The sequence below is a fragment of the Shewanella avicenniae genome, from assembly GCF_017354945.1.
Taxonomy (GTDB): Bacteria; Pseudomonadota; Gammaproteobacteria; order Enterobacterales; family Shewanellaceae; genus Shewanella; species Shewanella avicenniae.
The window spans coordinates 2,978,901-2,992,324 of sequence record NZ_CP071503.1 but is presented as its reverse complement, the minus strand read 5'-3'; the positions used below and the strand labels follow the sequence as shown (position 1 = coordinate 2,992,324).

The following is a 13,424-nucleotide window of genomic DNA, read 5'->3' as shown; positions in this document are numbered from 1 at the left end:
CTAACGATTGGCGCGAAGTTTGCTTTTACCTTGCAAAGTGTCAATTCTCAGGCTGATGTGATGGATGTAAGAGCAACTCTCGGACAGTGGCGCCAAATTCGACCTGCCAGTTTTAAAGGCGTAGGTACGCCGCTACTCGTGTTAGCTACGCTGGCAATGATTGTGTTGCCGATGCCCGCTTTTCTGCTGGATATCCTGTTTTCATTCAATATCGCCTTAGCACTTGTGGTGCTGCTGGTGGCGGTGTACACCAGCCGCCCACTAGATTTTGCTGCATTTCCCACTGTACTTTTGGTCGCAACTTTATTGCGATTGGCGCTAAACGTTGCGTCAACGCGGGTTGTGTTGCTTGAGGGGCATAATGGCGCCGACGCCGCAGGTAAAGTGATTGAAGCCTTTGGCTCGGTAGTGATTGGTGGCAACTATGCTGTGGGTTTGGTGGTGTTTTTAATCCTCATCATCATCAACTTCGCGGTAGTGACCAAAGGTGCAGGCCGTATTTCTGAAGTTAGTGCTCGCTTTACCTTGGATGCCATGCCAGGTAAGCAGATGGCGATTGATGCGGACTTAAATGCGGGTATCATCAATCAAGAACAAGCGCGTCTGCGCCGAGCTGAAGTGACAGCAGAGGCGGATTTTTACGGCTCAATGGACGGTGCTTCGAAGTTCGTAAAAGGGGATGCGGTTGCGGGTATTTTGATTCTGGTGATCAACATTCTCGGCGGCTTTATCATCGGTATGGTGCAGCACGGATTAGACTTCTCTCAAGCGGTAGAGATCTACACCCTGTTGACCATTGGTGACGGTTTGGTGGCTCAGATCCCCGGTTTACTGTTGTCTATCGCCGCCGCCTTAATGGTGACTCGTCAAAATGAAAGCGGTGATATGGGCGAGCAAGTCGTCCAGCAGATGTTTGATAACCCTAAGTCACTGATGATTGCAGCGTCAGTGCTGTTCATCATGGGCATAGTGCCGGGGATGCCGCATCTGGCGTTCCTCAGCTTTGCATTGGTGGCAGCTGCTGGTGCCTACTTCATTAATCGTCGCAACGAAGCCAACAAGAAAAAAGCGCTCGAGCTGGCCAAAAATGGCCCAATCGAAAAAGCGACTGCTGAGCCGAAAGATCTCAGCTGGGACGATGTGCGCCCTGTGGATACCATTGGCCTTGAAGTAGGCTATCGCTTGATCCCGTTGGTGGACAAAGGCCAAGGCGGCGAACTGCTTGGTCGTATCAAAGGGGTACGTAAAAAGCTGTCGCAAGAGCTGGGCTTTTTGGTGCCTGCGGTACACATTCGTGACAACCTTGATTTGGCCCCTTCTGCTTATCGTATCTCATTGATGGGCGTCGCTTCAGGTGAGGCGGAGATACGCCATGACTGCGAATTGGCTATCAACCCAGGCCAAGTGTTTGGCAAGCTTGATGGGGTGGCAACTAAAGACCCAGCCTTTGGGTTGGAAGCGGTTTGGATTGCGCCTGAAATGCGTGAACACGCGCAAACTCTCGGTTACACAGTGGTTGACGCATCTACGGTTATTGCCACTCACTTAAGCCAATTACTGACCAACAACGCAGCTAAATTGCTCGGGTATGAAGAAGTACAGCAATTGCTGGATATGTTGTCGAAGCGTGCGCCTAAGTTGGTGGAGGGTTTTGTCCCCGATGTCATGAGTTTGGCGACCGTGGTAAAAGTAATGCAAAACCTGCTCAACGAAGGTGTATCAGTACGCGATCTGCGCACAATTGTACAAACGCTGTTGGAGTATGGGCCTAAGAGCACCGATCCGGAAGTGCTAACCGCTGCAGTGCGTATTGCCCTTAAACGCATGATCGTACAAGAGATTGCAGGACCCGAAGATGAAGTGCCTGTCATTACTTTGGCGCCTGAGTTGGAACAGATGTTGCATCAGTCGATGCAAGCGACAGGTGGCGATGGTCCAAACATCGAACCAGGCCTTGCAGAACGGATGCAGCGCTCCTTAGTAGACGCAGCGCAAAAGCAAGAGATGGTCGGTCAGCCAGCAATTCTACTGACCTCAGGAATGCTCCGCGCCACACTGTCACGCTTCGTTAAGCACACCATTCCAAACTTAAGAGTCATCTCTTATCAGGAAGTGCCTGACGAGAAGCAGATTAGAATCGTCGCGGCAGTCGGCCAGTAGGAGTAAGCAACAGTGAAAATTAAACGTTTTTTTGCCAAAGATATGCGAACTGCGCTGGCGCAAGTCAAAGACACACTCGGCTCTGATGCAGTCATTATGTCGAACAAAAAGGTCACTGGTGGCATCGAAATTGTGGCCGCGGTCGATTACGACGAGCCACAGCCAAAAATCACTCAACCGCAAGCGGCGATTTTTCCAGACCTGTCTGACGACAAAGTCTCTATTGGGCACGTCAAAACCACTGCGCGCCCTGTGAAAGCTACTGCTCCCGCTGCAGATTCACTGGAAGCCTTATTAGAGCGTCAACACGCACGCCTGAAGCAACAAATTAGCGATAATAACGCGCACCAAGCATCAGCAATAGAAACACCCGCTTGGGCACAGGGGCTAGAAAAACCTAAAGCAGCTGAGTCGCGCAGTTTGGCCGACAGCATGCCATTTGGCCATCAGCCGGCGGCAAAAAATACCAATGCCAAGCAGTCAAAAGAGATTGAGTTGATGCGTGAAGAGCTGGCCTCTATTCGTAATTTATTGACGCATCAAATGAGCTCGCTGATGAAAGATCATAAAAATCGTACTGATCCGGTCGGGGCGATGCTTGAGCGTAAACTGCTGGAAGCTGAATTTTCACCCGCGGTATCAGCTAAGCTCGCTGCGTTGAGTGAACACTACACACCTGCAGAGCTGGTGCGAGCCTTACCACAAGCGTTAGCTAATTTGTTGGATAACAAAGGTGACGATATTGTTCGTCAGGGTGGCATTGTCGCATTGGTAGGACCAACTGGCGTTGGTAAAACGACCTCACTGGCCAAAATTGCAGCTCGGTTTGTGGCGCATCACGGCCCAGATTCCGTGGTTTTGATCACCACCGACCATTATCGCATTGGAGCCTTTGAGCAATTGGCAACTTATGGCAAGATAATGGGATGTCCAGTAAAACAAGCTAATGATCTTAAAGAGTTGGAGCAAATTGTCTATCAATTCCGCAATCGCAAATTAGTCTTGATCGATACCGCTGGAATGGGACAACGAGATATGCGATTGTGCGAACAATTGGATAACTTGGCAGCCAACAGTCGCTTGCCTATCAGAAGTTATTTGGTGCTGTCGGCAACTGGCCAACGTCGCGTATTAGAAGAAGCGGTGGCGCATTTTCAACGGATCCCGTTAGCAGGCGCAATTTTGACTAAACTCGATGAGTCAGTTTCTTTAGGTGCCGCATTGAGTGTATTGATTCAAAGTGGTTTATCATTGAGTTACATCACTGATGGACAACGCGTGCCAGAAGATATGCAGGTAGCTGATACGCTGGCATTAGCGAAACAAGCCTTAGCCTTGTTGAATAAGTCAGAGACACAAGTATTTCACCCTAGAGCCAGGTCACCAGAGATGACCTATGCATTTGAGTAGAGTTATGACCCGGGACCAAGCGAGCGGTTTACGAAAAATGAATCAGGAATATAACGACAAAGTGAAAGTGATAGCCGTTACTGGTGGCAAAGGCGGGGTTGGTAAAACGAGCGTCTCCATCAATACCGCTGTTGCATTAGCAGAGAAAGGGAAGCGTGTAGTCGTACTGGACGCTGACCTCGGGTTGGCCAACGTTGACGTCATGCTGGGCTTACGTGCGGAGCGTAACTTGTCACACGTGTTGTCAGGCGAAGCTGAGTTAGACGACATCATTCTGCGTGGGCCTAAAGGCATCGGGATTATCCCCGCAACTTCAGGTACGCAAGCAATGGTAGAACTCAGTCCAGCACAACATGCTGGGTTGATTCGCGCCTTCAGCGAAATGAAAACCCAATTTGATATCCTCATCGTGGACACCGCCGCCGGTATCTCTGACATGGTGCTGAGTTTTTCTCGTGCCTCACAAGATGTATTGGTGGTTGTCTGTGATGAACCTACCTCGATTACCGACGCCTACGCGCTTATCAAAATTCTCAGTCGTGAGCATGGTGTGTTCCGCTTCAAAATTGTGGCTAATATGGTCCGCAGTTTACGTGAAGGCATGGAATTATTTGCTAAGCTCAGTAAAGTAACCGACCGATTTTTAGATGTCGCGCTAGAATTAGTAGCAACAATTCCTTTCGATGAAAACTTGCGAAAATCAGTACGTAAGCAAAAATTGATTGTAGAAGCGTTTCCTAAGTCGCCTGCCAGTATCGCCTATCATGGATTGGCGAACAAAGTGATCAGTTGGCCTATCCCACAACAACCGGGTGGTCATTTAGAGTTCTTTGTTGAACGACTGGTTAAGAAGCCTGAATACCAAGAGGAAGGTGCGAGTGAATAAAGTGGCAGCGTATGCTGGAGCAAACGATAAAACCCTTATCGTTGAACAGTATGCGCCACTTGTTAAACGCATCGCACACCATATGTTGGCGCGGTTACCCGCCTCAGTTCAGGTAGATGATTTAATTCAAGCCGGAATGATCGGTTTGTTGGAAGCTGCCGCCAAATACGATGGTGGCAAAGGTGCAAAATTTGAAACCTTTGCTGGTATCCGCATCCGTGGCGCGATGATTGACGAAATTCGTCGTGGTGATTGGGTGCCGCGTTCTGTTCATCGTAATCAACGTATGATTGCTCAAGTGATTGATGAGCTAGAGCAGGAATTCGGTCGAGATGCGCGAGATACTGAAATTGCAGCGCGTTTGAATATATCGTTGGATGAATATCATCACATACTTTCAGACGTATCTGCTGGTAAAATAATAGGAATTGAGGATCTTGGCGTATCTACCGATATACTTATATCGGAAGATATGGTCGAGAACGACACCTTTGATAGCTTGGCATCGAGTCAATTTCAATCAGCGCTGACCGAAGCAATCAAACAAATACCGGAAAGAGAAGCCTTGGTATTGTCGCTTTACTATGACGAGGCGCTTAACTTAAAAGAGATCGGCGCCGTTTTGGATGTTAGTGAATCAAGAGTCAGCCAAATTCATAGTCAGGCAATGCTTAGACTAAAAGCCAAGCTCAAACATTGGACTCAGATATAGAATTAATAGTGAGCCGTAGATAATTTCAGCTCAGCGGAGGAAACCTTGGACAAGAATATGAAGATTCTCATTGTTGACGACTTTTCAACGATGAGGCGCATCATCAAGAATTTGCTGCGGGATCTTGGGTTTAACAATACTCAAGAGGCCGATGATGGTTCAACAGCGTTGCCAATGCTGCAAAAAGGCGATTTTGACTTTGTAGTGACAGACTGGAACATGCCCGGCATGCAAGGTATTGATCTATTAAAAGCCATTCGTGCTGATGAAAATTTGAAGCACATCCCTGTGTTGATGGTGACCGCCGAAGCTAAGCGTGAGCAAATTATTGCAGCCGCACAAGCTGGGGTTAATGGTTACGTTGTTAAACCATTTACTGCTGCAACCCTAAAAGAGAAGCTCGATAAGATTTTTGAACGTCTCGGTTAATTGGGGTGATGCAATGAATGCTGAAACGTCCAAACTGATTACCCTTGAGCAGGCTCAGGAACTCGTTGCCCTGTTGCAAGCTGGTGAACAGGCTCAAGCTGATGAAATCGTACGCGATTTAGCGCAGCCTATTCAAAAAGAACTCTTTGATGAAGTAGGAAAACTCACTCGGCAGTTACATAACGCCTTGGTTGATTTTCAGGTCGACAGTCGCTTAATCGAATTAGCGAATAACGACATACCAGATGCCAAAGAACGGCTAACGTATGTCATCGATATGACCGAACAAGCAGCAAACAAAACCATGGATGCGGTTGAAGAATGTTTACCGCTTTCTGATGCGTTAACCAGCAACCTTTCTGCAGTTAAACCCAATTGGGAACGTCTTATGCGGCGTGATATTTCGCTCGCCGAATTTAAAGGTCTGTGCCATGACGTACAGCATTTTCTTGGCCAGTGTGATGCCGATGCGAATAGATTACGCCAACTTTTGAATGAAATTATGATGGCGCAGGATTTTCAGGATTTAACTGGGCAGATGATCCGTCGCGTGATTGATCTCGTGCGTGAAGTTGAAACCAGCCTAGTGTCATTACTCACTGTTTTTGGGGCGCAAACCGAAGAGCAGTTAGCAGAGACTACGTCAGCTAAGAGCAGTATCGAGGCCGAAGGCCCAATCTTAAATGCTGAGACCCGTGCAGATGTCGTTACCGGGCAAGACGAAGTCGATGACCTGTTATCCAGCTTAGGATTCTGATTAGGAGTCAATTTAATGGCCTTTGATGTTGATGAAGAGATTCTTCAGGACTTTTTGATAGAAGCTGGTGAAATTCTTGAGCTGCTTCAAGAGCAACTTGTTGCCTTGGAAAATAATCCTGAAGATACCGATTTACTCAATGCCATCTTTCGTGGCTTCCATACCGTAAAAGGTGGTGCTGGCTTTTTAGGTCTCGCGCCGATGGTGGATGTTTGTCACGAAGCGGAAAATACCTTCGATTTATTGCGGACTGGCAAGCGAGAGGTATCTGCGGCGCTGATGGATATCATCCTGCAGGCGCTTGATACCATCAATGTCATGTTTTCTCAGACGCAATCTGGCCAAGAGCAAGAGCCTGCGGATCCGGCATTATTAGCAAAATTAAAGTTGCTGAGTTCGGGGGCACCATTGCCTGCTGAAGGAGTTGCTGAGGTCGAGGAGACAGTTGAAGAAACCTTTATCGACCCAGACTCTACCGACGCGCTGTTTGACGAAATGGTGGATGTGGCAGCGACTGACATTGCGCCCGTCGCAGACGTTCCCTCATCAAGTGCGAGCTCAGATAGCATCGACGATATTGATGAAGCTGAGTTTGAGGCTTTACTCGATGCTCTACATGGCCAAGGTAAAGGTCCATCTGTCGCAGCTGCAGCAGTGGTTGAAACCAAACCTGCAGTGGTTGCCAGTGATTCTGATGATATTACCGATGATGAGTTTGAATCACTGCTTGACGAGCTGCATGGCAAGGGTAAGTTTGCCGCCAATGCTGAAGCCAAAACTGCTGAAATCATTAAAGCGCCGACGGTGGATGCAGATGAGATTAGCGAAGACGAATTTGAGAAACTACTAGACGAATTACACGGTAAAGGTTCTGCGCCTGGTACCGGTACTGCACCAACTGCAGCGCCTAAAGCTGCTGCGCCAGAAGCCCCGAAAGCGGCAGCTAAGCCTGTTGCTCCGAAAGCTGAACCAGCTAAACCTGCCGCATCCGTCGCACCTAAACCTACGGCCTCCGTTGCTGCTGTCGCCAAAGATGCGCCTGTCCCCGCAATGGCTCCCGCAAAGACACCTGCTGCAGCGGCTGGTAATAGTGTGCCTCAGGGCGAAACTACGGTGCGGGTAGATACCGCACGTCTCGACCAGATCATGAATATGGTGGGCGAGTTAGTTTTGGTGCGTAACCGCTTAGTGAGCCTTGGGATTACGCGTGAAGACGAAGAGATGTCCAAAGCGCTGGCGAACTTGGACTTAGTCACCTCTGATCTGCAAGGCGCGGTAATGAAAACCCGCATGCAGCCAATTAAGAAAGTGTTTGGCCGTTTCCCTCGAGTGGTACGTGACCTTGCCCGTAGCCTCAATAAAGATATTGATCTGCGTATGGTGGGTGAAGAAACCGACCTCGATAAGAACCTTGTTGAAGCCTTGGCTGACCCCTTGGTGCACTTGGTGCGTAACTCGGTAGACCATGGTATTGAAATGCCAGCTGTGCGTGAAGCTGCTGGTAAATCGCGTACAGGGGTGATTACGCTCTCTGCCAGCCAAGAAGGTGACCACATCCTGTTGAAGATTGAGGATGACGGTGCTGGTATGGATCCGGAAAAACTCAAACAGATTGCTATCGGTCGTGGTGTGTTAGACGAAGATACAGCAGCACGTATGTCTGACTCTGAAGCCTACAATCTGATTTTTGCACCGGGATTTTCTACCAAAACAGAGATTTCAGATATTTCGGGCCGTGGGGTAGGAATGGATGTGGTAAAAACCCGCATCACTCAACTCAACGGCACTGTGCATATCGACTCCCTCAAAGGCAAGGGTACTCGGTTAGAAATCAAAGTACCGCTGACCTTGGCGATTATGCCAACCTTGATGATTGAGGTGGCTAAGCAAGTGTTTGCCTTACCACTTTCAAGTGTGAATGAAATCTTCCATCTTAATTTGACCAAAACCAATATTGTTGATGGCCAACTCACAGTTATTGTGCGTGAGAAAGCAGTACCGCTGTTCTATTTAGAGCACTGGTTGAAGCGAAATGGTGCTCGCTTAAAACATGGCGACAAAAAATTTGGCCATGTGGTGATCGTGCAACTTGGTACTATGCATGTGGGTTTTGTCGTTGATGCTTTGATTGGTCAAGAGGAAGTGGTGATTAAGCCTTTGGGCGCATTATTGCATGGAACGCCAGGTATGGCGGGGGCGACTATCACATCTGATGGTGGCATCGCGTTGATTTTGGATGTCCCAGGGCTGTTAAAGCATTACGCCAGAGCAAAAGCTTAAGCCACAGATAAGGAATTTAATGGGCATTAAAGTATTAGTCGTCGACGATTCAAGCTTTTTTCGTCGGCGCGTCAGTGAAATTGTTAATCATGATCCTGACCTTGAAGTAATCGGTATGGCCTCAAATGGCGTTGAGGCCATAAAAATGGTGGCAGAACTGCAACCGCAGGTCATCACTATGGACATTGAAATGCCAGTGATGGATGGCATTACCGCAGTTAAGCGCATCATGGAAAGTCATCCTACGCCCATTTTGATGTTTTCTTCATTGACTCATGAAGGTGCTAAAGCAACGCTGGATGCGTTAGAGGCAGGAGCATTAGATTTTCTGCCAAAACGCTTTGAAGATATTGCGTCAAATAAAGACGAAGCAATTGCACAGCTGCAGCAACGCGTTAAAGCATTGGGTCGTCGTCGTATCTATCGTCCAATACGACCCGCAACCATGCGTAGCAACGATTCTTCCACTAGCATGACTGCTGGCAGTTCAGGGACTTCCACCGCTGAGCCATCGCGATTCCAACGCGCCCGAGCAGCGTTGCAGCCAATCAGAGAGGAATCTGCTGCTGAAGTTCGCCGTCATGCGACACCCGCTCCCGCGCCTATCAAAGCAACAGGGAAACATTACCGCGCCTTGCTGATAGGTACTTCTACCGGCGGACCTGTCGCATTGCAGCGTATTTTGACGCAATTCCCAGCCAACTACCCGCATCCCATTTTGCTGATCCAGCATATGCCTGCTGCTTTTACGCCAGCGTTTGCTGCACGCCTCAATGGTTTGTGCCAAATCGAGGTGAAGGAAGCGAGTAACGGTGACATGATGCGCCCTGGTTGCGCTTATTTGGCACCGGGTGGTATGCAAATGATGATCGAACGTGCTGGTACATCTGGGCGGATTAAAGTGCTCGCTGGGTCACCCGAGATGAATTACAAGCCTTCAGTCGATATTACCTTTGCCTCCGCTTCTAAAGTGTTTGGCGGCGATGTGTTGGCGGTTGTGTTAACCGGTATGGGGGCTGATGGTCGCGAAGGGGCTCGCATGCTTAAGTCTGCCGGCGCGACAATCTGGGCACAAGATGAAGCCTCGTCGGTGGTGTATGGTATGCCGCAAGCGGTTGCTGTAGCAGGAATTTCGACGCAATCTATAGCGCTAGACCATATGGCTGATGCTATTTTGCGAGAGTCTGGTCGTGGCTAACGGCGTCAATACGACAGCATACAGATTAATTATTTTTTTGCTGGTGGTCGTTTTGATGTCTTTTGCGACCGCCACTTGGCATTTTTACGATCTAAGTCAAAAGCTGAAAACGCGAGTCGATGAATTAGCATCGTCGCAAGTTATGCTTATGGTGCCAAAAGAGCAGGCTGGCGTGATTGCGAATTGGATGCAGCAACATCCGGAGCAAATTGCGTCGTTGTTAGACGTTGTTAACCCCGTGTCTCAAGGGAAAATGACTGAACAACAGGCGCTCGAAAAAGAGAATAATAAGGTTAGCGAACAAAAAGAGCCCACGAATACATCGCCTGTGGCGCCAAAACCGCTGCCAACTGAACCGCTGAAACAAGATACTGACTCTAAGCCGGTTGCTGCTAAAGTGGAGTTAACCTCTAAAGGTGTGAAAGTCGTGCCTCTTGAACACGGCGGCATAATAATTACAACGCGCAAAGTCGACGACTAATCACCGTTTTGATATTGGCGAACTCATAGTACAAGGGGCCTAGAAGTGAACGTCTGGACCATAGCGAATCAAAAAGGTGGCGTAGGTAAAACCACCACTGTTGCCAGTCTCGCCGGCGTATTAGCTGCGCGTGGTAGACGGGTATTGATGATCGATACAGATCCGCATGCTTCGCTTGGATATTATCTCGGTATTGATTCGGAAGAGATCCCTAGTTCCCTTTACGATGTATTTCTTGCACATCAAACCTTATCGCGCGAGCTTATCAAACAACACATTGTGCCCACATCTGTTGATGGCATTGATCTGTTGCCCGCTACGATGGCGTTAGCAACGCTTGACCGTTCGCTTGGTCATCAAGAGGGGATGGGGCTTGTGCTGCGAAACCTCGTCAAATTATTGGCCGAAGACTACGACGTGGCGTTAGTGGATTGTCCACCAGTACTCGGGGTATTGATGGTAAACGCCTTGGCTGCAAGCGATCATATTGTTGTGCCAGTGCAAACCGAATTCTTGGCCATAAAAGGCTTAGATCGGATGATTAAGACGATGGAACTCATGGGGCGCTCAAAGAAGATTCGTTATAGTTTTTCCATTATACCCACGATGTACGATCGTCGTACCAAGGCATCGCCAGCTGCACTGCAACATTTGAGTGAAGTCTATGGTGATAAATTGTGGCCGGATGTGATTCCTGTCGATACCAAATTTAGAGATGCTAGCTTAGCACACCTACCTGCTTCTCATTATGCGCCGCAATCCCGCGGTGTTAAGGCGTATGAACGCTTACTCGACTACTTGCAGAACGGGGAGTTTGCTCATGTCAAAATCGGTTGATCAAACTGTTTTTGATTACTTTAGCTTGTTACTCGCCGAGCCTGATGACGTTCAGCGAGAAGCAGCGCCTGAGCAGGTTTCAAGCCCCATTGCGACTGCTGCGCCAATGGCTGCTAAGTTATCCGAAGCGACAGCCAGTGTAGTGGTTGACATGCCCGCAGTTGAGTCTGTTGATGTAGCAATTGCAAAACCTAAACTCAATGTTGTTGAGAAGCAACAACCTGCTGCTGTGGTAACGCCACACATTGACGTAGAAAGTAAACTTGCGCGGGCAACATTAGATAAGCAAGCTTTAGAAAAATTGCTCTCAAGTGTGGTACCCGAAGTTGCGACAGTGGCTGCTGCGGCAGAAGTAAAGCCTAAAGCTAACATTGAATTGGCAGAAAAGGCCACACTTGAGGTTTCACCAACAGTAAAAGTTGCTGAAAAAATTGCTGAAAATCCAACTGCTGCAATAATTAAAGAACAGCGTAAGGCCGTTGACGTCGAGGTGACGCCGGTAACGCAAACGGCAGCGACACCTCCTGCGTTACCACCGGCGCTTGATGAACAGTTGGATGAAGAGTTCCAAGTACTTTTTTTTAAAGTCGCGGGGTTAACCTTGGCGGTGCCTTTGATTAGTTTGGGCGGCATCGTTCAAGTTGAGCATATCAACCATATTATTGGGCGTCCTAAGTGGTTTTTAGGTGTACAACAATATCGTGAGACTCAGCTCAACTTAGTGAATACCGCCGCATGGGTTATGCCAGAAAAATACGATGAGAAACTGGCGCAATCCGTAAAATATCAATATCTTGTAGTATTAGAAAATAGCAATTGGGGACTTGCATGTGAGTCCCTGATTAATGCGGTAAAAATTGATAAGTCCCAAGTAAACTGGCGTGGAAAAGCGGGTAAACGCCCTTGGTTGGCTGGGGTAGTAAAAGAGCAAATGTGTGGCATTTTGCATGTTCAGGCGTTGATCGAGATGCTAAATGCCGGTTTGGGTTGTCAAGATCCAATAAACTGAGGTAATTATGACTGAATCAAGAAACGTGGCTGCCGTAGCGGCAAAAGATGATGCCGTGCTCCAGTGGGTAACCTTTAAGTTGGATAACGAAACCTACGGTATCAACGTGATGCAAGTGCAGGAAGTGCTGCGTCATACCGAAATTGCGCCAGTGCCTGGTGCACCGCATTACGTGCTAGGGATTATTAACCTGCGCGGTAATGTTGTCACGGTTATCGACACGCGTTCGCGTTTTGGCTTGCCTTCTGCAGAGGTGGATGATTCTACCCGTATCGTGATTATTGAAGCGGAAAAGCAGGTCATCGGTATCTTGGTTGATAGCGTTGCTGAAGTGGTCTATCTGCGACGTTCTGAAATTGATAACGCACCTAATGTGGGTACAGAAGAAAGTGCCAAGTTCATTCAGGGTGTGAGCAACCGCGGTGAAGAGCTGTTGATTTTGGTTGACCTCGATAAACTGCTCTCTGATGAAGAGTGGGCTGAAATTTCTCAGTTGTAATTGTGATTGGATGACAAAGGAGTTGCCGCCAATGATAGGCGATGAGCTGTTAATTGCCTTAGTTGCAGTGTGTATTGCCCTCGTGGTGGCATTAGTCCTTGTTCAACGTAAACAAAGCCGACAGTTAAAAGCCAAGGTTGATGCTTTGACGCTGTTGGTCAAAGACGCTGATAAACATCGAGATTCATTACGTAAAGAAGTACACGAATTACGTAATGGCACCATTGGTGTAGGTCGACGGGTGATCGACATTGAAAAACAGTTGTCGTCGCAAAACGCTCGACTTGATGAGGCTATTCAGCAGGAACCCCAAGCGCGCATGTATAGTCGCGCCATAAAAATGGTGCAATTGGGTGCTGGGGTTGATGAATTGATGCGCGAATGTGAGCTACCTAAAGCAGAAGCAGAGCTACTATTGCGACTGCACGCCAAATAATGATTTCATCGCGCTTAGGCTTTGGCCATGACTTTCTGATGCAAGTTATTCCATTGTTCTGGAAATTTACCGTCTAGCATATAGACAAAGGCAATTAACTCAGCGATGAGTAAATAAAGTTCTTTTGGAATTTCTTCTCCTATTTCAAGCATTTGTAAAAAGTTACTTAAATGCTCATCTTCATGAATAAATACTCCTGCATCTTTGGCGAGCGCAATAATCTCTTCTGCCAGTAACGCTTTCCCTTGCGCGGTGATCTGCGGTGCTGATTTTCCATCGTAAAACAAGGCTGTCGCTTGCTTGGGGCGTTTAGATTCATTACTCATGACT

At 48.1% G+C, this 13,424-nt stretch carries 14 protein-coding genes; 13 read left to right on the top strand and 1 reads right to left on the bottom strand.

Annotated elements, in window-relative coordinates; translation table 11 throughout:
• Window positions 1-60 precede the first annotated feature (60 nt).
• From flhA to JYB87_RS13200, 13 genes are read left to right on the top strand one after another with little or no spacing between them, the layout of a single operon-like run.
• Window positions 61-2,160 (top strand): flagellar biosynthesis protein FlhA, encoded by a 2,100-nt coding sequence (flhA, locus tag JYB87_RS13260; RefSeq protein ID WP_207353950.1) that lies wholly within the window; start codon window positions 61-63, stop codon window positions 2,158-2,160.
• 12 nt (window positions 2,161-2,172) lie between these two features.
• Complete coding sequence (flhF, locus tag JYB87_RS13255) at window positions 2,173-3,570, top strand: flagellar biosynthesis protein FlhF (protein WP_207353949.1); 1,398 nt, start codon at window positions 2,173-2,175, stop codon at window positions 3,568-3,570.
• 4 nt (window positions 3,571-3,574) lie between these two features.
• Window positions 3,575-4,456 (top strand): MinD/ParA family protein, encoded by an 882-nt coding sequence (locus JYB87_RS13250; protein WP_207353948.1) that lies wholly within the window; start codon window positions 3,575-3,577, stop codon window positions 4,454-4,456.
• Window positions 4,449-5,168, top strand: coding sequence for an RNA polymerase sigma factor FliA (locus JYB87_RS13245; RefSeq protein ID WP_207353947.1), 720 nt, complete (start codon window positions 4,449-4,451; stop codon window positions 5,166-5,168). The genes JYB87_RS13250 and JYB87_RS13245 overlap by 8 nt, the downstream gene beginning before the upstream one ends.
• 45 nt (window positions 5,169-5,213) lie before the next feature.
• A complete protein-coding gene (gene cheY / locus JYB87_RS13240) occupies window positions 5,214-5,597 on the top strand; it encodes a chemotaxis response regulator CheY (RefSeq protein ID WP_011760392.1) in 384 nt (127 codons plus the stop codon).
• Between the two features lie 13 nt (window positions 5,598-5,610).
• Entirely contained in the window at window positions 5,611-6,354 is a 744-nt protein-coding gene (locus JYB87_RS13235; protein WP_207353946.1) for a protein phosphatase CheZ, read from the top strand.
• Window positions 6,355-6,369: 15 nt separating this feature from the next.
• Window positions 6,370-8,634, top strand: coding sequence for a chemotaxis protein CheA (locus tag JYB87_RS13230; RefSeq protein ID WP_207353945.1), 2,265 nt, complete (start codon window positions 6,370-6,372; stop codon window positions 8,632-8,634).
• Between the two features lie 19 nt (window positions 8,635-8,653).
• Window positions 8,654-9,832 carry a protein-glutamate methylesterase/protein-glutamine glutaminase gene (locus JYB87_RS13225; protein ID WP_207353944.1) on the top strand — a complete coding sequence of 393 codons (1,179 nt, stop codon included), beginning with the start codon at window positions 8,654-8,656 and terminating at the stop codon, window positions 9,830-9,832.
• A complete protein-coding gene (locus tag JYB87_RS13220; protein ID WP_207353943.1) occupies window positions 9,825-10,313 on the top strand; it encodes a hypothetical protein in 489 nt (162 codons plus the stop codon). The genes JYB87_RS13225 and JYB87_RS13220 overlap by 8 nt, the downstream gene beginning before the upstream one ends.
• Before the next feature lie 45 nt (window positions 10,314-10,358).
• The gene (locus tag JYB87_RS13215; RefSeq protein WP_207353942.1) at window positions 10,359-11,150 is read left to right on the top strand and encodes a ParA family protein; all 792 of its coding nucleotides are present in this window, start codon (window positions 10,359-10,361) and stop codon (window positions 11,148-11,150) included.
• Complete coding sequence (locus JYB87_RS13210) at window positions 11,134-12,159, top strand: chemotaxis protein CheW (RefSeq protein WP_207353941.1); 1,026 nt, start codon at window positions 11,134-11,136, stop codon at window positions 12,157-12,159. Before JYB87_RS13215 ends, JYB87_RS13210 begins: the two co-directional genes overlap by 17 nt.
• 7 nt (window positions 12,160-12,166) lie before the next feature.
• Complete coding sequence (locus JYB87_RS13205) at window positions 12,167-12,658, top strand: chemotaxis protein CheW (RefSeq protein ID WP_207353940.1); 492 nt, start codon at window positions 12,167-12,169, stop codon at window positions 12,656-12,658.
• Window positions 12,659-12,692: 34 nt separating this feature from the next.
• Complete coding sequence (locus JYB87_RS13200; RefSeq protein ID WP_207356704.1) at window positions 12,693-13,094, top strand: DUF2802 domain-containing protein; 402 nt, start codon at window positions 12,693-12,695, stop codon at window positions 13,092-13,094.
• Between the two features lie 14 nt (window positions 13,095-13,108).
• Here the strand turns inward: JYB87_RS13200 and JYB87_RS13195 are convergent, their stop codons facing one another.
• Complete coding sequence (locus JYB87_RS13195) at window positions 13,109-13,420, bottom strand: EscU/YscU/HrcU family type III secretion system export apparatus switch protein (protein ID WP_207353939.1); 312 nt, start codon at window positions 13,418-13,420, stop codon at window positions 13,109-13,111.
• Window positions 13,421-13,424: the final 4 nt, after the last annotated feature.